The 19,890-nt window shown below is 60.0% G+C and carries 18 protein-coding genes and 4 pseudogenes; 12 read left to right on the forward strand and 10 right to left on the reverse strand.

All coding sequences use genetic code 11. The features are described 5' to 3' along the window. Positions 1-181: 181 nt before the first annotated feature. From mksF to mksB, 3 genes are read right to left on the reverse strand one after another with little or no spacing between them, the layout of a single operon-like run. Complete coding sequence (gene mksF, locus FBY04_RS31630; protein WP_084323492.1) at positions 182-3,022, reverse strand: Mks condensin complex protein MksF; 2,841 nt, start codon at positions 3,020-3,022, stop codon at positions 182-184. Then, positions 3,019-3,720 (reverse strand): Mks condensin complex protein MksE, encoded by a 702-nt coding sequence (gene mksE / locus FBY04_RS31635; RefSeq protein WP_084323490.1) that lies wholly within the window; start codon positions 3,718-3,720, stop codon positions 3,019-3,021. The genes mksF and mksE overlap by 4 nt, the downstream gene beginning before the upstream one ends. Beyond that, the gene (gene mksB, locus FBY04_RS31640) at positions 3,710-4,987 is read right to left on the reverse strand and encodes an Mks condensin complex protein MksB (protein WP_178118345.1); all 1,278 of its coding nucleotides are present in this window, start codon (positions 4,985-4,987) and stop codon (positions 3,710-3,712) included. The genes mksE and mksB overlap by 11 nt, the downstream gene beginning before the upstream one ends. A 239-nt stretch (positions 4,988-5,226) precedes the next feature. On the opposite strand from mksB, the gene FBY04_RS31645 reads away from it, so the two are divergent. Next, positions 5,227-5,967 carry an energy transducer TonB gene (locus FBY04_RS31645; protein ID WP_145319570.1) on the forward strand — a complete coding sequence of 247 codons (741 nt, stop codon included), beginning with the start codon at positions 5,227-5,229 and terminating at the stop codon, positions 5,965-5,967. Then, positions 5,960-6,412 carry a ribosomal protein S18-alanine N-acetyltransferase gene (gene rimI / locus FBY04_RS31650; RefSeq protein ID WP_046030107.1) on the forward strand — a complete coding sequence of 151 codons (453 nt, stop codon included), beginning with the start codon at positions 5,960-5,962 and terminating at the stop codon, positions 6,410-6,412. Before FBY04_RS31645 ends, rimI begins: the two co-directional genes overlap by 8 nt. Positions 6,413-6,531: 119 nt before the next feature. Here rimI and FBY04_RS31655 read toward each other — a convergent pair whose 3' ends face one another. Beyond that, a complete protein-coding gene (locus FBY04_RS31655; protein ID WP_084323484.1) occupies positions 6,532-6,936 on the reverse strand; it encodes a serine kinase/phosphatase in 405 nt (134 codons plus the stop codon). A gap of 168 nt (positions 6,937-7,104) precedes the next feature. Here FBY04_RS31655 and can point away from each other — a divergent pair, with 168 nt between their 5' ends. Then, positions 7,105-7,749: a carbonate dehydratase gene (can, locus tag FBY04_RS31660; protein WP_084323482.1), complete on the forward strand. Its 645-nt coding sequence runs from the start codon at positions 7,105-7,107 to the stop codon at positions 7,747-7,749. Between the two features lie 5 nt (positions 7,750-7,754). On the opposite strand, the gene FBY04_RS31665 is transcribed toward can, so the two are convergent. Together FBY04_RS31665 and FBY04_RS31670 are read right to left on the reverse strand one after the other, a co-directional pair. Further along, a complete protein-coding gene (locus tag FBY04_RS31665; protein WP_084323481.1) occupies positions 7,755-8,276 on the reverse strand; it encodes a lysine methyltransferase in 522 nt (173 codons plus the stop codon). A gap of 181 nt (positions 8,277-8,457) precedes the next feature. Then, positions 8,458-9,630, reverse strand: coding sequence for a hypothetical protein (locus FBY04_RS31670; RefSeq protein ID WP_084323480.1), 1,173 nt, complete (start codon positions 9,628-9,630; stop codon positions 8,458-8,460). Positions 9,631-9,761: 131 nt separating this feature from the next. On the opposite strand from FBY04_RS31670, the gene FBY04_RS31675 reads away from it, so the two are divergent. Together FBY04_RS31675 and FBY04_RS31680 are read left to right on the forward strand one after the other, a co-directional pair. Continuing rightward, on the forward strand, positions 9,762-10,052 hold the full coding sequence (locus FBY04_RS31675) for a nucleotidyltransferase family protein (protein ID WP_084323479.1): 291 nt from the start codon (positions 9,762-9,764) through the stop codon (positions 10,050-10,052). After that, positions 10,049-10,392: pseudogene (locus FBY04_RS31680) on the forward strand (DUF86 domain-containing protein). Before FBY04_RS31675 ends, FBY04_RS31680 begins: the two are co-directional and overlap by 4 nt. Before the next feature lie 36 nt (positions 10,393-10,428). Here FBY04_RS31680 and FBY04_RS31685 read toward each other — a convergent pair. Next, positions 10,429-11,847 carry a short-chain fatty acid transporter gene (locus tag FBY04_RS31685; RefSeq protein ID WP_008037184.1) on the reverse strand — a complete coding sequence of 473 codons (1,419 nt, stop codon included), beginning with the start codon at positions 11,845-11,847 and terminating at the stop codon, positions 10,429-10,431. A gap of 341 nt (positions 11,848-12,188) precedes the next feature. On the opposite strand from FBY04_RS31685, the gene FBY04_RS31690 reads away from it, so the two are divergent. From FBY04_RS31690 to FBY04_RS31700, 4 genes and pseudogenes are all read left to right on the forward strand, one after another. Continuing rightward, complete coding sequence (locus tag FBY04_RS31690) at positions 12,189-13,502, forward strand: MFS transporter (RefSeq protein ID WP_084323502.1); 1,314 nt, start codon at positions 12,189-12,191, stop codon at positions 13,500-13,502. Between the two features lie 219 nt (positions 13,503-13,721). Further along, positions 13,722-14,360 (forward strand): annotated as a pseudogene (locus FBY04_RS33430) (PAS domain-containing protein); the annotation flags it as partial. A gap of 153 nt (positions 14,361-14,513) precedes the next feature. After that, positions 14,514-14,948, forward strand: a pseudogene (locus tag FBY04_RS33435) (methyl-accepting chemotaxis protein); the annotation flags it as partial. Between the two features lie 155 nt (positions 14,949-15,103). Beyond that, on the forward strand, positions 15,104-15,703 hold the full coding sequence (locus FBY04_RS31700) for a flavin reductase family protein (RefSeq protein ID WP_084323476.1): 600 nt from the start codon (positions 15,104-15,106) through the stop codon (positions 15,701-15,703). Positions 15,704-15,707: 4 nt separating this feature from the next. On the opposite strand, the gene FBY04_RS31705 is transcribed toward FBY04_RS31700, so the two are convergent. Together FBY04_RS31705 and FBY04_RS31710 are read right to left on the reverse strand one after the other, a co-directional pair. Continuing rightward, the gene (locus FBY04_RS31705) at positions 15,708-16,076 is read right to left on the reverse strand and encodes a cupin domain-containing protein (protein ID WP_084323475.1); all 369 of its coding nucleotides are present in this window, start codon (positions 16,074-16,076) and stop codon (positions 15,708-15,710) included. A gap of 76 nt (positions 16,077-16,152) precedes the next feature. Then, complete coding sequence (locus FBY04_RS31710; RefSeq protein ID WP_145319561.1) at positions 16,153-16,962, reverse strand: AraC family transcriptional regulator; 810 nt, start codon at positions 16,960-16,962, stop codon at positions 16,153-16,155. Positions 16,963-17,116: 154 nt separating this feature from the next. Between FBY04_RS31710 and FBY04_RS31715 the strand changes: the two genes are divergently transcribed. From FBY04_RS31715 to FBY04_RS31725, 3 genes are read left to right on the forward strand one after another with little or no spacing between them, the layout of a single operon-like run. Beyond that, entirely contained in the window at positions 17,117-17,758 is a 642-nt protein-coding gene (locus FBY04_RS31715) for a LysE family translocator (protein WP_145319564.1), read from the forward strand. A 10-nt stretch (positions 17,759-17,768) separates the two neighbouring features. Next, positions 17,769-18,863: a D-alanine--D-alanine ligase gene (gene ddlA, locus FBY04_RS31720; RefSeq protein ID WP_145319567.1), complete on the forward strand. Its 1,095-nt coding sequence runs from the start codon at positions 17,769-17,771 to the stop codon at positions 18,861-18,863. A 33-nt stretch (positions 18,864-18,896) separates the two neighbouring features. Continuing rightward, positions 18,897-19,241 (forward strand): gamma-glutamylcyclotransferase family protein, encoded by a 345-nt coding sequence (locus FBY04_RS31725; protein ID WP_084323472.1) that lies wholly within the window; start codon positions 18,897-18,899, stop codon positions 19,239-19,241. Positions 19,242-19,306: 65 nt separating this feature from the next. Here the strand turns inward: FBY04_RS31725 and FBY04_RS31730 are convergent. Then, positions 19,307-19,798 (reverse strand): annotated as a pseudogene (locus FBY04_RS31730) (Fic family protein); the annotation flags it as partial. Between the last annotated feature and the right edge of the window lie 92 nt (positions 19,799-19,890).

Consider the following 19,890-nt stretch of genomic DNA (forward strand, 5'->3'; position numbering starts at 1 on the left):
TCAAGCACCGCGGACTCACAGCTTGCCATCCACCCCTCTCACCCCAGAGCTTATTCCTAGATCTAGACACAAGCGGGCTTGCTCGCGAAGAGGCCCTAAAGTTCACAACGAACGCCACGCCATAAAAAAGGCCGCGATCCAAATGGATCGCGGCCTTTTTATTGCCTTCGATTAACGCAAATCAGACCGCATCCAGCTCCGGCTCGTCCGCTTCAACGTTAACGGCAGCCTTCACCTCATCGTGACGACGAATGTATTTCCAGTCCGCCTCGTCAATGTAGATCCCGTTCGGCCCGCTGCCGCCTTCCAGGTCAATCGCCACACTGGCGCAGACCTGCGGCTTGACGCTCGCCAGAATCGGCACGAAGCCCAGTTGCAGACTGGTTTCCAGCAGCGCTGCCTGGTTCTTCTCGTCGATGTCCGCCGCCTCGTCGAGGTAGTAGGGCAGGCGTACACGGCCGGCCTGGTCGCGGTCCATCAAGTGCAGCAACAAGTACATGTTGGTCAGCGCCTTGATGGTCATCGTGGTGCCGTTGGACGCTGCGCCATCGATGTCGGTGTGAATCACCGGTTGACCGTTGACTTTGGTGATCTCGAACGCCAGTTCGAACAAGTCCTTGAGGCCCAGTTGGTTGTGGTTCGCCGCCACCAGACGCGCCAGGTATTCCTTGGCTTCTTCGTTCTTGTTGTCCTGATCGGCGCTTTGGCTCAGGTCGAATACGGAGAGGGTTTCGCCTTCTTCGTACTGGCCGGCGCTGTGGATGATCTGGTCGATGTGCTTCAACGCTTCCTTGTTCGGCGCGAGGACGATACGGAAGCTCTGCAGGTTAGAGACCTGGCGCTTGTTGATCTCGCGGTTGAACAGCGCCAGTTGGTGCTCGAGGCTGTCGTAGTCGCTGCGGATGTTGCGCAGCGTCCGGGCGATGTCGGTGACGGCAGCGCGGCGTGCCTTGCCGAGGGTCAGGGCTTCGTCGGTGCGGTGTGCATACGCGTTGATCAACAGTTGCAGGCGACGTTCCATATCGTCTTCGCTGTCGAACTTGGCCACGCCCTTGAGGCGCACCTGAGCGTACAACGCGTCGATCTGCCCGTCGCTGCGCAGCAAGCCTTGCCAACTGTCCTGATAGTCATTGAGCAGCGGCAGCAGGTTGTCCATGGAATCGTCGATCGGGTCCATGAACGGCGTGCCGAACGGCAGGTCTGCCGGCAGCAACTGACGGCGGCGCAGGGCGTCGTCGAGGGTGCGTTGCTTGGCTTCCATGTCGCCGATCTGACGGCCGACCAATTGCAGCTTGGCCGACAGTTGCTGGACGCGTTCGGTGAAGGCGTCGCTGGAACGCTTCAACTCGTCCTGCGCGGCTTCCATTTGCGCCAGCTGCTCAAGCTTGTCGCCTTCTTCGGCGCTCAGGGTTTGCGAGCGACGGAAATCCTCCAGGGCTTTCTGCGCATCCAGCACTTGCTGGTACAGCGCTTCGGTCTGGGTTTTGCTCGCGGCGCGGTCGGCTGCCACGGCCGCCTGGGTTTTGAGCTGCTTGAGTTCTTTTTCCAGCCGCTCTTTCTGGTCGCGCAACGCGGCGCGGTCAGCCAGGGCTTGCAACGCCGGAGGTTCGATGTGCGAGAGGTCGATGGACAGGCCCGGCACTTCGAAGCGCTCGCCTTTGAAACCGTCGAGGATCAGCTCCATGGATTTGACCCACTGACCGTCCTCGTCCAGCGCAATCCCGTGTTCGCCCAGCGGCAGGCTGAACAGTGCGCTGTTGAACAGACGCATCAGGCGTTCGACGTCCTGTTGCGAAAATTCTTCGCGCAGACGGGCGTAGCTGTTGTTGTCGGCATGATCGAGTTGCTGTTTCACCGACTTCAGGCGCTTTTCCAGATCCCGCAGACGTTCTTCGAGGTCTTCGGCAGAGAACTGCCGCGACTGCGCCAGCGCACCGGCCAGTTCATCGTGAGCGTCCTTGGCCGCGAGCAACTGCTGTTCGAGCACTTTGACGTCATCGACCAGCGCGAAGCGATTCTTCAGCGCCGACAATTCACCGAGCCAGCGCTGGATGCCACTGATTTCCCGCTCCAGGCGCATCAGTTCCTGAGTGCCGCCACGCTGATCGTTTTGCAGCGCGTCCTGTTCGTTGCGGTAGTGCTCGGCCTGAATCGTCAGCTCTTCCTTGCGCGCACTGGCGTAGTCCGACCAAGTGCCGAGCAGTGAGTCGAGTAGCGGTGAGATCCGGTGCAGCTTGCCGCGCAAGATATTGCGTTGGGTCACGCCTGCCGCGAGCGCTTCAACCAACGGGCCAGCGGTGACCAGCGAGTTGTAGTCCTGCTCCATGCGTCGTACATCGCGGAACGCTTCTTCGCACGCGGCGATGTAATCGACGCTGCCGGAGCGCAGGCTGTGTTCGAAGGCATCGAGGAACAGCTGCTTGAGCTTGGCCGCGGTGATTTCGCGCATGTGCAGCAGGTTGATGAACAGGGCGCGGAAGGTCTTCAGGCTCTGTTCGCTGGTGGAGCGCAGCGGGATCAGCGTGAGGTCCAGCGGGATCGACGTGTGGCCGCCCACCAGCAAACGGCGCAGTTCATCCGGCTTGAGTTCGTAGGCTTTCAGGCCTTCGCGCTCAAGGTTGGTGAACAGTTCTTTCTGGCGCAGGCAGGTGTCGTTTTTCTGGTAATGCGCCAGGTCCAGTTTGCCGGCATAGGCAAAGAACTGATGGCCGAAACCACCGCCCGGGCCGCGACCGACCACGCCGATCACGTGCGGACCGTGGGGCAGCGAGACTTCCACCAGGATGTAACTGGTGTCCGAGGCGAAGTAGAAGCGCCGGGATTGTTCCAGGCTGTACTTGCCGAAACTCATGTCCGACATGCGCGCCAGAATCGGGAATTGCAGCGCGTTGATCGAGGCGGATTTACCGAGGTTGTTCGCGCCGTAGACCGACAGCGGTTCTTCCAGCGGAAACAGGCCGAGGCTGTAACCGGCGGTGTTCAAAAGGGCGAAGCGGCGAATGCCGTAGCGTTCCTTGCTCATGCGTCGGTCTCCTGTTCTTCGGCAATGGCGCGGGCCAGGGCGTCTGCTTCGCTTTCTTCAGCGAAGTCGCTCAAGTCGAGCGGGTCATCGGTTTCCAAAAGTTTTTCGTCGCTGTCATCGTCGATCAAAACCGGGACCGGCAGCGGCAATACGCTGTGCAGGCTGGCCGCCAGGTCACGGTCCTGCTGAACCGACAGGCAAACATCGAGGAAACGGTGCATCGGCGGCAGGAAACGGTAGACGCCGTTTTCTTCGCTGGCGAAACCGAGCTGAGTCATGCGGCGCATGATTTTTTCTTCAAGTTCTTCGACGGTCTGCACTTCGGCCTGGATGAACAGGTCGCGGTACTTTTCCAGCAACGACGGCAATTCATCGCGGCCGAGGCTGCCGCCGTCGAGCACGGCGATCGGGTCACGGCCCTGATCCGCCAGATGCTCGACGAGGATGAAAGTAAACAGCGCCAGACGTTGCGCCGTCTTGTTCACCGCTGCTGCGGCGAGGTCCGGCACGAAGTAGTAGAAACCACGGGTGTCGCAGACCAGTTCAAAGCCCAGCGCCTTGAACAGCGTGCGGTACTGATCCTGAAAGTTCGACAGTTGCGCGTACAGCTCCGGATCGCGGCGGCTGACGTGGTAGCCCTTGAACAGCTCGCGAAAGATCGGAGCCAGCTGGGACAGTTCGGATAGATCAAGATGCATGTGGGATGCTCGCAGAATCCTCGGCGGCGGTATCGCGGGCCGAGAGCAGGGCGAAGGAGCGCAGGCTGACCTGATGCTCGTGAGTGTGGTAATCGCGGCGTTCCAGACGCTCGCGTTTAAAGCGCTTTTCCCGCGAGAGGCGCGAGAACCAGTACAGCAATTCGTCGGTGGCGCCGTCCGGCTCCTGCTCCAGCAGCCAGGTCATCAGGTCCGGCATCGGCAGGGCGTCTTCGCAGCGTTCGAGCATTTCCCGTACGGTGCGTGGCGCGCGCGGTGCTTCGCCTTTCTGGGTCTTGTGGGCCTTGGGGAAGCGTGCCGGTTTCGGCTCGAAACGGGCCAGCGCGTAAACGTAGGCTTCGACCTGACTGGCGCTGCCGAGGAAGGTGCTTTGCGGCCGGGTGAACATTGGCATCGCCGCTTGTGGCACCGCATCGATGCCTTTGCGACGGATGGCCGACAAGGCCAGCGCCGCGCCACGGGTCACGGCGTTGTGGCGACGGGCTTCTTCACGCAGCGGCAGCAGCAATTCGCGGGCATGCCGCAAGGTCAGCTGGGCGCTGGTCTGCATTTCGAGAATGCGTGCGTGGGTGCGCAGCAGCATGTCGTCGTCGACCAGGTGGCCGAGGCGCTGCTGCTCGGTGAGCATCTTCAACAGCACGTTCTCGACCTTGCGCACACCTTGTTCGAAGGCGCCGTCGGCGTTCACCAACTGAATCATCGGCTCGACGTATTCGTCCCAGGTCGCCAGCACTTCGGCGTAACGCTGACGCAGCGGGATCTGCCGGTCGCTGGTCTTGGCGCGTTCGGCCACGGCCACCAGGGCCTGTTCGTCGTTGGCGAGCTTTTTCAGCACATCGCGCACGCGCATGTCGAGCAGGCGTAACTGGCGCGCCAGGTCATGGCCGTCGCGGATGTCGAAGGCGTCCTGGATATAACCGGCCAGGCGTTCGAGGTGACGCAGATAGGCTTCGATTTCCAGGCACAGGCCCAGACGGTGCTCACGTCGCAGGTAAGCGAGGAAGTCGTGGATCTGCGCGTTGAGCTCGAAACGGTTCGGGCTTTTTGCCACGGGAACCAGAATGTCGAGGCGGATCCACACGTCCAGCAGGCTGGTGATGTCCTGCGGCGTACTGTCGAGTTGCTGGGCGGCCAGTTGCGTGCGCAGTTCGTTGAGGCTCAGTGTGCCTTGGTCGAAGTGCTCGCACAGTGGCTCCAGAAGTGCCCAGTGTTCAGCGAGGGCGCGCAAGACGCGCTTGGGTTCGATCATCGGAATGGCCGGCTGGTTGGCGATTAAAAGCCGCGATTGTACTGCATCGGGACCGATGCGATTCACTCTCGGGACGGGCTGTCACCATTTTTCATAGGTAGAAAGACTATCGGTGAGGTCTATCGATCAACAGCGTGAGCGATCTTGAGCGAAGGGCGGTAGAATCAGCGCACTATTAGTTATCCACAAGTGGCCGACCTTTGCTTATCGAGTCCCGTCGTCGCGCTTATTTGACCGCCATGCAGGTGGTCAACTGGCTGCCGCGCACTGAATTGCCCTTTGCCGCGCCTTCGCGGCCCGAGCTGCTGGAGATGCCTGAGCCATTGGTCGTCGCACCGGTGGCGCTGGCGCCAGTGGTCGATGCGCCCGTGGAGCCTGTGGTCAAGCCGGCCGAACGGGTGAAAATCGAGGTGCCGCGGCCATCGTTGGCCAGCACGCGTGACAACGCCAAGGTTGAAGAAGAGGAGGCACCGGTCGCGGTCAAGGCGCCAGTCGTGCCGCCCCCGCGATTCGCCCTGCAATTGCTGCGCGCCGGTCGCTGCCTGCTGCTGGTGGAGTTACCCACAGGCGAAACCTTCCAGACCCGCGACCCCGCTTATCTGTTGCTCAAGGACATGCTGCGCGCCGCCGGTCTGCCGGACAGCCCGCAGATCGTCGGCGAGCCGGTGCGCTGGCCGCTACTGGCCCGGGGCACGATGGACCAGGGACCGGAAGTAGCCCGTGACTTCGTGCAAGGTTTTCTGTCGGCCCGACTGGAAGACGCGCCGTGCGTCTGCGTGTGGCTGATTGGCTTGCCGGCGGTGCGTTTCGCCGGTGAGGCGAATGCCGAATCCTTCAACCGTGAACTCCAGGTCGACGGCCTGGGTACGGTCTGGGCCCTGCCGGGTCTGGAATTATTAATGGAAGAGCCACAGCGTAAGGCTGATGTCTGGCAAGCCATGCGTCGGCTAATGGCGCGCTGGAAAGAATCAAATGAGTGACGCTGTATCGTTTCGCCCGATGACCGAGGCGGACCTGGACGCTGTGCTGAAAATCGAATACGCGGCGTACAGCCATCCCTGGACCCGTGGGATTTTTCTCGATGGGCTGGGCAAGTACCAGATCTGGCTGATGTTTGAAGGGCAGCAGCAGGTCGGGCACGGCGTGGTGCAGATCATTCTTGATGAAGCGCACCTGCTGAATATCACCGTCAAACCGGAAAATCAGGGGCGTGGACTGGGGTTGACGCTATTGGAGCACCTGATGTCGATTGCCTATAAGGCTGAGGCTCGGGAATGTTTTCTGGAAGTGCGCGACAGCAATCGGTCGGCGTTTAGGTTGTATGAGCGGTATGGGTTTAACGAAATTGGACGGCGTCGGGATTATTATCCTGCGGTTGGCGGGCGGGAAGATGCCGTGGTCATGGCCTGCACTTTGGTGGATTGAACCCCGGTAGGAGCTGCCGAAGGCTGCGATCTTTTGATCTTTACGTGCCGCGACTATGAAAGATCAAAAGATCGCAGCCTTCGGCAGCTCCTACGCGGAAATCCGGTCATTCAGATAGATCACCGACTCCCATCCATCGGATCCTGCTTCGCCAATTCCTCCTCATCCAGACCATTGCCCCCGCCAATGTCATCTTCATCGACAATGCTCAAATCCCAATCGGCCTGGCCACCTTCACCTGCCTCATGGGCATCCCGAGCACCGTCTTCACGGATCAGGGTTTCCGGGCTCATGTCATCGTCGGTGGACTCATGGTCAGCGGTCGAGGCGCCGGTCATGCCTGCTTCACGCACGCGCCCCCGTGGCATTAGTCGCTCGCGCTCGTTTTCCGTCAGTTCATCGCCGATTTTGGCGCTGGGTTCTTCCTCGTCGAAATCCAGCTCATGTATCGAACCCATGCGGTCTTCGTTGTCGTCGATGGGCTCGGGTTGCGCCGCATCGTACGGACGTCGTGAATCAGTCATGGCAATTCCTCATACTGTGGGCCTTACTACGGTGGACCCACTGGGCTCCTCAGAATTCCACCGCCATGGAGTGCAGGTAATATGCATCAGCGGCAATCTGCATCTCGCGCGTGACCTCGACGGACGGTTGTCTGTCAAAGCAGCGCATCATTCTCGAGGCTTCATTGCATGAACGAATTACAAGATCTGATTGATAACAACGAGCGCTGGGCTGACGCGATCACCAAAGAAGATCCTGACTTCTTCGCCAAACTGGCCCGTCAGCAAACGCCGGAATTCCTCTGGATCGGCTGCTCCGACGCCCGCGTACCGGCGAACGAGATTGTTGGCATGCTGCCTGGCGACCTGTTCGTCCACCGCAACGTGGCCAACGTGGTGCTGCACACCGACCTCAATTGCCTGTCGGTGATTCAGTACGCGGTCGACGTGCTCAAGGTCAAACACATCCTTGTTACCGGCCACTATGGCTGCGGTGGCGTGCGCGCATCGATGCAGGACCGTCAGTTGGGCCTGATCGACGGCTGGTTGCGTTCGATTCGCGACCTCTACTACGAAAAACGCGAAGAACTGGCCCTGTTGCCGACGGAAGAAGAGCGGGTCGACCGCCTCTGCGAACTCAACGTGATCCAGCAAGTGGCCAACGTCGGGCACACCACCATTGTGCAAAACGCCTGGCATCGTGGGCAGAAGCTGTCGATTCACGGCTGCATCTACGGCATCAAGGATGGCCGGTGGAAGAGCCTGAACGCCAGCATCAGCGGTTTCGAGCAGTTACCGCCACAGTACCGTTTGCGCCCGGTCGAGGCGCAATAAAACCCTCAGCCCGGGCGCCGTCGGCGGCGGTTCTGTAAAAACAGCTGGCCATTGGCATTCGGCAACTCGTCGTAGCCGGTGATCCAGCCCCGGCAGCCAGGACAACTGCAGCGGCAGGCGAACTGCCGCTGCAGTTTGTCTTCCGTTGCGGCAAGATCAATCATCAGCCGATCGCCCTTATTGATGTCTTTCAGCGCCCATAACCACAGCTCGCTCATGTCGAGAAAGGCATTGGGGTCGCAGGCGTGGCTAAGCAGGCCGCAGAAAAGTGGATCGTGAACATGGATGCCCGGCGCCAGTTGTCGGGTATATCGGCAGCGATAGGGCAGCAGATGACCGGAAACACGACACATCCGGCTCAGGCGGGGGAAATCGCGCAGGGCTGCGACCCCGATGGCCTCCCCTCGAGCGTTGTGGATGGTTTTAAAGTCATTTATGGACGGGAATCCAAGGCGAAGGGGCAACTCTGGAAATGGGTAGATGCCATTGGATGGCGGCGGGATTCCTTGATCGGCGTGGGCTCTCATAACAATCCTTGTCGGCGGGGTGCTGCGACCTCCGTCAGCTGACATCCTGTCAGCCCTGCAGCACATGGGTACGCCTCAAGACTCTCGCAAAAGAAACAACCGGTCTACTGTCATAACTGACAGAGGAGAAACGCGCGTTCCCACGTCAGCCAAGGCTCACGCAGGAACGCTGTTCAGCATTTTACAAAGGCGGAGCAGGTATCGCGGTCGCAGGCGCCGGGACCTTGAGCTGTTTGAGTTGAGACTTGATCGGTGTTGTCGCGCACTTGGCGGCGGCTTGCCCGGGCGTCAGGTTGCGAATCGAGGTGTAGAACAGCTCGCAGGTCTTATCTGCCTGGGCCACCTGCCAGGTTTGGGTGCAACTTTTCAGTTCAATGTCTGGATTGCTGTCCGGGTCGCGGCCCATGGCGGCCTGCCAGCACGCGGCACTCAAGTCCTGGCCCATGACTTTCAGGCCCGCCGCGTCGGCCTGGGCCTGTGGATCTTTGCCGGTATAGCTGTCCGGGTCGGCGGCGTACCAGATATAACTCGGGTGGTTGGAACCCAACACCGGCACTTTCACCCCGTCCTTCGGACTGATGCTGACCAGGCCCAGCACGTTCACGGTCGGCCCGTATTGCTGTTTGATCCAGTTGCGCACTGGCGCACCGAAAGCAACCATCGGCAGCGCGGTACCGCTGGCGTTCTGGCTGACTTCCTTGACCATGGTGGTCTGGTAGTCCTTGAAGTAATCGTAAACGCCTTCCAGATCCTTGCCGGCGTTGGATGGCGCGGCAATCGGCGCGATGTCGATGATGGTCTGGAAAGCCGGCGTCTGATCGGCAGCGATCCCGTTGACCGTCAGCAGCGTGGCCCAACGATCGGTTGTCTTGGACTCCAGGTAGTCCTGGGCCTGGGTCAGCGAGTAATCGGGCGGGAAGTGCAGCAATTCGACGCTTCTACGGTTCTCCAGCGCCATGCCCAGCGGCAGGAACAAATACCAGCTGTAGGCCCATTTGCCGTCGGCATTCAGCTTGCTGGCGCCGGTGTAGGCCAGATCGCCTGCATCGAGCAGCGCCGCCAACGGCTTTTCATAGCCTCTGGGCACCCCGGTGATGGCGGCATAGAGCTGATCGTTATCGGTTTTGACCTGCACCTTCGCATCTTTGTAACCATCGCGCTGCACGCTTTGCGTCAGGTAATGCTCGACGGTTTGCTCCAGCGTCCAGTTGCGAAAGCAGATCACGTTGCAGTTGTTGGGGTAGGCGAACAGCCGCGTGACGCGCTCGGTGCTGCCCAGCTTCAGATCGGCATCGGCGTGGGCGGCGGTGCTCAGCGTCAGGGCGGCAAGGGTGAGTGCTGCGAGTTTGAACATGCTCAGATCCTTTTCAGCGTGTGGGCCTCCGAGGCGGAGGCGGGTGACAGGTCGGCTTACATGCGGCGCAGTGTTTACCTCACTCAAGCACTGCTAGACTGGCGCAATACTGCACTGGGTAAAGGTGAAAAATGAAGCCCTCGGTTGCGCTTGACCTAAAACGAGTTGCCGTTCGTGAGGTTGTTGGCCGCTTTCGGACAGCCAATCCCCGTGTGTTCGGTTCGGCATTGCTCGGAACGGATAAAGAGGGGAGTGACCTTGATTTGCTGGTAGATGCACTGCCAGGTGCCACGCTTTTTGATCTTGGCGGCCTTCAGGTCGAACTTGAGGATTTGTTGGGGGTGAGTGTCGATCTGCTGACGCCCGGCGATCTTCCAGTGAAGTTTCGCCAGCAGGTGCTTGAGCAGGCTCGTCCCGTATGACCGATAACCGTCTCGGCGATTACCTTGACCATATGCGTCAGGCTGCAGGGGATGCGCTGATCTTTGTCGAAGGTTTGAGTAAAGAAGGGTCTTCGACGACAAACGGACCCAGCAAGCCGTCATCATGAGCCTCATCATTATCGGAGAGGCCGCGACCAAAATCATGGATCGCTACACCGAATACACCACGCAGAACACTCAGGTGCCATGGCGCAGCATGCGAGGTATGCGCAATCGCATTGCTCACGGCTACTTCGATATCAATCTGGAAGTGGTATGGGATACGGTTCAGGCCGCCTTGCCTGAACTTCTGCAGGTGTTACCCAACGATCAAGGCTGATTGCACCTGCCTCACAGCAGGTGCAATCAATTCCGTTTACGGCATCACCGGCGCCGTATACGTCAGCGTCGTGCCCAATGCCCACAGCAGAAACAGCACCAGCGGCGTGTGCACCAGCAGTTGCACGAACGAAAACCCGATCAAGTCCCGCGCCTTCAACCCCAGCACGCCCAGCAGTGGCAGCATGTAGAACGGGTTGATCAGGTTCGGCAGGGCTTCGGCGGCGTTGTAGATCTGCACGGCCCAGCCCAGATGGTAGTTCAGGTCGGTGGCCACTTGCATCACGTACGGCGCTTCGATGATCCATTTGCCGCCACCCGACGGAATGAAGAACCCGAGGATCGCCGAGTACACGCCCATCAGCAACGCGTAGGTGTCGTGGGATGCGATCTGTACGAAAAAGGTCGAGATGTGGTGAGCCAGGGTTTGCGCGTCGGTGCCTTTGACCGTGGTCATCAGCGCGGCGATCGAACCGTACAACGGGAACTGGATCAGGACGCCGGTGGTGGTTGGCACTGCGCGGGAGACCGCATCGAGGAAACTGCGCGGGCGCCAGTGCAGCAGGGCGCCGAGCATGATGAACAGGAAGTTGTAGGTGTTCAGCCCGGAAATCGCACTGATCGCCGGTTTGGTCGAGAACTCGTGGAACAGCCACCCGGCTGCCAGCAGCACCAGCAGAATCGTCAGCAGCGGGCTGTGTTCCAGCCATTCGCCGGGACGAGTGCGCGGTTGCAGCGGCGGCAGGTTGAAGCTCGGATCGATGCCGCAGGCTTTTGCATCACGGGCCGAGTTCGGGCCGGGTGCGGTGGCGTAGGCAATGATCAGCGAGATCACGATCAGCGCCAGCAACATCACGCCGGACTGCCAGAGAAAAATCGTTTGTGTGAAAGGAATCACCCCGGTGATCGACAGAATCGACGGCGGCAGGCTGGCCGGGTTGGCCTGCAATTGCGCCGCTGACGATGACAGGCCCAAGGCCCATACGGCGCCAAGGCCCAGGTAGGCGGCGGCGCCGGCCGCGCGGTAATCCATTTTCAGATCGACGCGGCGGGCGAGGGCGCGTACCAGCAAGCCGCCGAATACCAGCGACAGGCCCCAGTTCAGCAGTGACGCGACCATGGAAATCAGCGCCACCCACGCGACGGCGGAACGGCCGTTCTTCGGAATTCGCGCCAGGCGGTCGATCAGCTTTACGGCGGGGGGCGAGCTGGCGACCACATAGCCGCCGATCACCACGAACGCCATCTGCATGGTGAACGGGATCAGGCTCCAGAACCCGTCACCGAACGCCATGGCGGCGTCGGTGGGTTTGGCGCCCATGAACAGGGTGGCGACGGCGACGATAATCACCGCCAGCGCGGCGAACACCCAGGAATCGGGAAACCAGCGTTCGGCAAAACTGGAACAGCGCAGGGCAAAGCGGGCAGAGCGGGTATCTTCGATATCAGCAGCCACGGGAGTACCTCGATTTTTATGTTTGTTGTGGTCTTCAAGGCCGCAGAGGCTTATGCCGTTGTTAATGTAGGAGCGAGCTTGCTCGCGATGAACGTAAGAGCGCCGCGTTTAGCCAGTCAACACGTGTAATCGTTATCGACCATCGCGAGCAAGCTCACTCCTACAGTTTCGATCGGCATTGGCTCCAGAGGCCCGTCTGGACAGGTGCCAACAGTAAATCAATCGGTCACGTCTTGTGACGAAGTTTTACCAGGCTGAGACTTTGGTCTAACGGGTTGTCCGCTGGCGCGATTGCGTAGACCATGGGCGCCTTGGTTTTTGCCTACGCCAGAGTTCTTTTGATGACTGCTCACAACGATTCGCGCCCGGCACCGTTCAGCCGTTCGGACTACAAGACCCTTGGCCTCGCGGCCCTCGGTGGCGCGCTGGAAATCTACGATTTCATCATTTTCGTGTTTTTCGCCCTGACCCTCAGCCAGCTGTTCTTTCCGCCGGAAATGCCCGAATGGCTGCGCCTGCTGCAAAGCTTCGGGATTTTCGTGACCGGTTATCTGGCGCGGCCGTTGGGCGGGATCCTGATGGCGCATTTCGCCGATCGGCTGGGGCGCAAGAAAGTCTTCAGCCTGAGCATTTTGATGATGGCGCTGCCGTGCCTGCTGATCGGCATCATGCCGACCTACGCCCAGATCGGCTATTTCGCGCCGCTGCTGCTGTTGGCCCTGCGGATTCTGCAGGGGGCAGCGGTGGGCGGTGAAGTACCGAGCGCCTGGGTCTTCGTCGCCGAGCACGCACCGGTCGCGCACCGTGGTTACGCGCTCGGTTTCCTGCAAGCGGGACTGACCTTCGGTTATTTGATCGGCGCGCTGACGGCGACCTTTCTGGCGCAGGCGTTCACCCCGGCGGAAATCCTCGATTACGCGTGGCGTTACCCCTTCCTGCTGGGTGGCGTATTTGGCGTGATAGGTGTCTGGCTACGCCGCTGGCTCAGTGAAACCCCGGTGTTCATGGCGATGCAGGCCAAGCGCGATGCCGCAGTCGAACTGCCATTGCGCACGGTCTTGCGCGAACATCGCCTGGCGATTTTGCCGGCGATGATTCTTACCTGCGTGCTGACATCGGCGGTGGTGGTGTTCGTAGTCATCACCCCGACCATGATGCAGAAAACCTTCGGCATGACCGCCAGCCACACCTTCGCCCTGAGTGCGTTGGGCATCGTGTTCCTGAACATCGGCTGCGTGCTCGCCGGTTTGCTGGTCGACCGTATCGGCGCCTGGCGCACGGTGATGTTGTATAGCCTGCTGCTGCCGTTGGGCATTGGCGTGCTCTATACCAGCCTGATCAGCGGCGGCAGCTGGATCGGTCTTGCGTACGCGATTGCGGGCCTCGGTTGCGGTGTGGTCGGTGCGGTGCCTTCCGTCATGGTCAGCCTGTTCCCGGCGCGGATTCGCGTCTCGGGGATTTCCTTCACATACAACATTGCCTACGCCGCGTGGGCGAGTATCACGCCGCTGTTGCTGATCGGCCTGATGCCGTGGAGTCCGTGGATTTGCGTGATCTTCTGCGCCGTGATGGGGGCGGTGGGTGTGAGCAGCGCGTTGTATTTCGGTGCTCGCATGCCCAGAACAGGCAGTTGCCCGGCGGCTGGCGCCATTTGATTGAAGGTGGCGCGGCGCACATGACAACTATTTTTGTAGGACAAGCCTGAAACACTCTTCAGAAAATATCTCCAAGGCCGATGGCTAGGCTGTATACCGCTTTCTATCCCTGCCCATCGGTGCTTTCCCATGTTCAACAAACGCTTGAAGCAAGAGTTGTCGGCTCTTCGCGAAGAACTCTCCAGCCTTCAGCAAGTGAAGGAAAGTCTGGAAAGCGAGATGCTGGTCCTGACCCTTGATCCCGATGGGCGAATTCAGTCGGTCAATCAGAATTTCCTCAGCGAGATGCTCTACAAGAGCCACGACCTGATCGATCGTCCGATCGAAGACATCGTGCCTCCCCACGTGAAGTCCGATGAATTCCATCACCGTTTCAAGGTTGCGCTGACCCGTGGCGAGCACTTCGCCGGTACGGTGCGCCTGTTGCGTGGCGATGGCCAGGAAGCCTGGTTGCGCTCGATTGTGCAGCCGGTGCGCTCCGCAGACGGACGGATCAAACACTTTTCGATTTACTCCAGCGACCTGACTCGCACCATCGAGGCCTCCCGTGAGCACGAGAACCTGATCGGTGCGCTGGTTCGCTCGACGGCGGTGATCGAATTCGACCTGGCTGGCAACGTGCTCACAGCCAATGAACGGTTCCTCAACGGCATGGGTTACAGCCTGGCGCAAATCAAGGGCAAACATCACCGCACCTTCTGCGAAGCGCAGGAGCACAACAGCGCCGAGTATCAGGACTTCTGGCGTCGTCTGAATGCCGGTGAATTCGTGGCCGGCCGTTTCAAGCGCGTCGACAGCCACGGGCGTACCGTCTGGCTGGAAGCGTCCTACAACCCGGTGGTCGATGCCAACAACAAGCTCTACAAAGTGGTGAAGTTCGCCACGGTGATCACCGATCAGATCAATCAGGAACAGGCTGTCGCCGAAGCGGCCAACATTGCCTACGGCACCTCGCAACAAACCGATCAGAGCGCCCAGCGCGGCACCGCCGTGGTGACCCAGGCGGTGAACGTGATGCGCGACCTGGCCAAACACATGCAAACCGCCGGCGATGGTATTGAAGCGCTGAACGAGCAATCGCTGGTAATCGGCACCATCGTCAAAACCATCAGTGGCATTGCCGAACAGACCAACCTGCTGGCGCTCAACGCGGCCATCGAAGCGGCCCGGGCCGGTGAGCAGGGCCGCGGTTTTGCCGTGGTGGCGGACGAGGTCCGGCAACTGGCTTCGCGCACCAGTCAGGCCACCGATGAAATTGTGTTGGTGGTGCGCCAGAACCAGGACATGGCGCGTAACGCCGTATCCCTGATGACCGACGGTAAACTTCAGGCCGAACAAGGCCTGGCGCTGGCGGCAGAGGCGGGTACGGTGATTGTCGAAATTCAGGACGGCGCGCAGAAAGTGGTGAATGCGGTCGGGCAGTTCGCCAATCAGCTATCGAGTTGATGGCTAGCCTCTAAAAGATCGCGGCCTGCGACAGTTCCTACAGGGTGTACGCCATGCCAATGTAGGAGCTGCCGCAGGCTGCGATCTTTCGTCCGTTCGAACTCCCTGTAGCGGGATATAGCTACAATCGGCTCTTTTCCCAGGAGCAGATGCCCATGAGCGCTTCCCATCGCCGCCCGGTTCCCTTGTCCAAGGCTTATCGTCTGCTCAATCATGGGCCGACCGTGCTGGTCAGCGCGGCCCATGACGGGCAGCGCAACATCATGGCAGCGGCCTGGGCCATGCCCCTGGATTTCGAGCCGCCGAAAATTGCCGTGGTGCTGGACAAGTCCACCTGGACCCGGCAACTGCTGGAAGCGTCCGGCACGTTCGTGCTGAACGTACCCTGCGCCGCGCAGGCCGATATCGTGCAAACCGTTGGCTCGACTTCCGGCCTGGAGCTGACTCAGGGCCAGGGCCGTGACAAATTCCAGACCTATGATTTGCAGACCTTCAGCGGCGAGCTGATCGATGCGCCGATGCTCGAAGATTGCGTGGCCTGGCTGGAATGCCGACTGCTGCCGGAGCCCGGCAACCACCAACAGTACGATCTGTTCCTGGCCGAAGTGATCGCCGCTCAGGCGGACGAGCGCGTGTTCAGCGACGGTCGCTGGCACTTCGAGGGGCACGATGCGTTGCGTACCTTGCACCACGTGGCAGGCGGGCATTTCCTGACAATCGGCGATCCGGTGGACGGCAAAACCTTACAGCCGTAAGACTTCACACCCAAACGTCATTTTCAGCCGTGCGCTCGCCGCCATTGCTGCCGGTGTTCAACACGCCCCGGGGTTCGATCAGCAGGAGTTTCACCTCCTGCCCGGCGAACGGTTTGTGCTCGACCCCCTTGGGCACCACGTACATTTCGCCGGCATTCACCAGCACGTGGCCATCGCGAAAATCGATGCGCAACTGGCCTTCGAGAACGATGAAGGCTTCGTCGGTATCAAGGTGGTCATGCCAGATGAAATCTCCCAGCAGCTTCACCACCTTGAACTGGTAGTCGTTCATTTCGGCGATGACCCGCGGTGTCCAGTGCGCGCCGATCCGGGAGATTTTTTCGGCGAAATTCAGGCTTTCGTAGGCTTTCATGGAGCAGCTCTCGTGGTTGATCGTGAAACCACGATAGCCAGCGCAACAGCGTGCTTCTTGTACGATTGTGCGTGGCTCAGCGGCGGTGCATTTTCATCCAGCGTGCTGGGGACAAACCGTAGGTTTTGCTGAACTGGCGGGTCATGTGGCTCTGATCGGTGAAGCCGGCGATCAGCGCGGCGCTGACCAGCGACTGGCCCTGAATCAGCAGCGAACGAACCAGGTCGAGACGGCGCATGGTCAAGTAACGGTAAGGGCTCGTGCCGAACAGCAGGCGAAAATCCCGCGACAGGCTCCAGCGATCCCGGCCGCTGTGGTGCGCCAGTTCTTCCAGCGTCACGGTGCGATCCAGTGCGCCATGCATGTATTCCCGCGCGCGCTCCGCAGCCCTGTAGTCGAAGCTTGCAGACTTGGCAGTGACGCCGCCAGCGCTGTTCAAGGCTTGCGCCAGATCGAACAGCGCGTCCTGCTCTTCCAGCGGTTCGAGGGGGCAGTCGAGGCTGCGCAACAGGACTTCGGTGGCCGCGAACAGGCGTGGATCGGTCGACAAGCCGTTCTTGATGAAGGGCAGCGGTTGACCGCCGAGCATCTGCTGAATCAGCGCCGGTTCGATGTACATCATCCGGTACTGGAAGCCGGTCTCGGTCCCGGCTTCGCCGTCGTGGATTTCGTCCGGGTGCAGCACCATCGTCCCGCCGGGGAGGCTGTGGCGCCAGCCGCCGCGGTACTGAAAACGCTGCACACCTGCGAGGGTATGACCGATGGCGTAGGTGTCGTGGCGGTGCAGGTCGTAGCCATGGCCGGCAAAAAATGCCTCGAACCGCTGTAGCCCGCCAATATCGGGCGCGCGGTGGAACCAGTCATTGCGCGGTGGGTGCCTGGTCATAGTGAACGTTGCCTGGAACTCGATGCCGATCACGTTACCCCAGTGACCGGTCGTCTGTCTTCTGGCCGATGGAAGGCCGCGCGCGAGTAGAAAATCGAAGGCAAATGTTGCACTGTGTGGCACATCCTCTGAAGCCAAGAAGGCGACCCACATCATGGACATTTCTCACCTGGGCTACGTCGCTCCGTTGTTGTCGCTGGCATTGTTGTGGACGGTTGCGGTGGTGACGCCGGGGCCGAACTTCTTCAACATCGCGCAACTGGCCGCCAGTCACTCCAAGCGCCACGGGGTGGTGGCGGCGCTGGGTGTGGCCACTGGCACCGTGCTGTGGGGGCTGGCGGGCGGGTTGGGTATCAAGTCGCTGTTTAGTGCAGCGCCGACGCTTTACCTGAGCTTCAAGATTGCCGGTGGCTGTTACCTGATCTATCTGGGCTTGAAGCAGTTCCGGCGTAAACCGCCCGTTGTTGCGGGCAAGTCCGGCTCGATTGACGGAGCGGGGCGCACGTTACTGTCGGTGTATGGCCAGGGCTTTCTGGGCAACATGACCAACCCCAAATCCGCCTTGTTCGTCGCGACCATCTTCGCGACGGCCATGCCCGCGTCCGTGCCGCCGATGTTACTGGCGCTGGCCGTGCTGACCATGGCGACCTTGTCCTTCAGTTGGTACAGCGGCGTTGCGCTGCTGTTTTCCAGTCGCCGGATGGCGGGGGCTTACGACCGTTCACGTAAATGGCTGGATCGCTTTGCTGGCAGTTGCTACTTGTTGTTCGGTGCGCATCTGGTGGCCAATCGTTGAGGAATTCTGAATGAGCAAACTGCGGGTAGGCATTATTTTTGGCGGCCGTTCGGCTGAACACGAAGTATCGCTGCAATCGGCGAAAAACATCGTCGACGCGCTGGATCGGTCGCGCTTCGAACCGGTACTGATCGGCATCGACAAACAGGGTCATTGGCACCTCAACGATCCGTCGAACTTCCTGCTCAACCAGGAAAATCCAGCACTGATCGCCCTCAACCAGTCCAACCGCGAACTCGCCGTGGTGCCTGGCAAGGCCAGTCAGCAACTGGTGGAAACCTCAAGCCAGGAACTGCTGGGACACGTCGACGTAATCTTCCCGATCGTCCACGGCACCCTGGGTGAAGACGGTTGCCTGCAAGGGTTGCTGCGCATGGCCGATCTGCCGTTTGTCGGCTCCGATGTGCTGGGATCGGCGGTGTGCATGGACAAGGACATCAGCAAACGCCTGCTGCGCGATGCCGGGCTGGCGGTCACACCGTTCGTGACCCTGACTCGCGCCACGGCGGCGCGCACCGGGTTCGCCGAGGTCCAGGGCAAGCTTGGCCTGCCGCTGTTCGTCAAACCGGCGAACCAGGGCTCTTCGGTGGGCGTGAGCAAGGTCAACGACGAGGCCGAGTACACGGCAGCTGTCGAACTGGCCCTCGGTTTCGATGAGAAAGTGCTGGTCGAGTCCGCCGTCAGCGGCCGCGAGATCGAATGCGCAGTGCTCGGCAACGAAGACGCCATCGCCAGCGGTTGTGGCGAAATCGTGGTACGCAGCGGGTTCTATTCCTACGACAGCAAGTACATCGACGCACAGGCCGCTGAGGTGGTGGTTCCGGCTGATATCAGCAGCGAAGCCAGCGAGCGCATTCGTTCCCTGGCCGTCGAGGCATTTCAGGTGCTGGGCTGTTCCGGGCTGGCGCGGGTCGATGTGTTCCTGACCGACAGCGGCGAAGTGCTGATCAACGAGATCAACTCGCTCCCCGGTTTCACCCGCATCAGCATGTACCCCAAACTGTGGCAGGCCACCGGCATGACCTACAGCGAACTGGTCAGCCGCCTGATCGAGCTGGCGCTGGAGAAACACCAGGCGCGGCAGGCGCTGAAGATTTCTCGCTAGGGTGCGTGCGACTATTCAATCAAGGGTTCAGGAATGAGCGATTCAACGGTGTATCTGTTTTCCTACGGCACCTTGCAGGACAAAGCCGTGCAACTGGCCAACTTCGGACGTGAGCTGACCGGCAGTGCCGACGCGATGTTGGGGTACGAGCAGTCGTGGGTGGAAATTACCGATCCCGAGGTGTTGGCCACCAGCGGCAAGACGCACCATCCGATCCTTCGTCCGGGCAACGAGAACAGCGCGCGAATTCCGGGGATGGTGTTTCAGATCACGGTTGAGGAGTTGGCCGCTGCGGATAGTTATGAAGTGTCCGATTACAAGCGTGTCAGCGTGGTACTGGAGTCCGGGATTGAGGCGTGGGTTTATGTGAGTGTGTAGATGCGCAATGCGGCGACTGTGATTAAGACCTCGCTTATTATTCTGGTGTGTCAGCGTCATTCGCCTTAAGGGTTTTCCAATGGTTGAGGGATAAAGCCTTGCTCTCTGAGCCCCTTAATAACGCCTCGCATCAGGTAGTTATTTGAGAACCCGATAGTGTATTGCCTTGCTCCTTCGTTGATCGGGAGGAGCATTCCTTGGCTAACCAGTTTTTTGATCAAATAGGTACGTTGGCTCCCTGATAGATCCGGTAGCACACTTGCGAGATCGGCAGACTTGACGATGCGGTCAGTGATTGATTTATTCAGCACAGCCTCTTCTGTTTTGGTAATCCATTCACGCTGACGAGCGAATGTAACGGCAGGCGTGAGAATCGAGTGCTTTAGATAGGCATAGTCGGTGAGTCGATCGACCTTGGCAATTTCATCCTTTACTCCCTTCAGTACATAGATGCACCACGCTTCAAGTCCTTCTGTGGTACCGGTGTCAGCAACACTCAGCATTGTGTAATAGCGCTCACGATCGTTACAGAAAACGGCCGTGGGATTCAGCACTTGAACGAGCCCCATGAAAGACAGGACACCGTTTCCCCCTTACGATAAGGGATAGGCAAACGGTTATGTTTATGACTAATAGCAACGATAAGAGT

The sequence above is a fragment of the Pseudomonas sp. SJZ080 genome, from assembly GCF_007828295.1.
GTDB lineage: Bacteria > Pseudomonadota > Gammaproteobacteria > Pseudomonadales > Pseudomonadaceae > Aquipseudomonas > Aquipseudomonas migulae_A.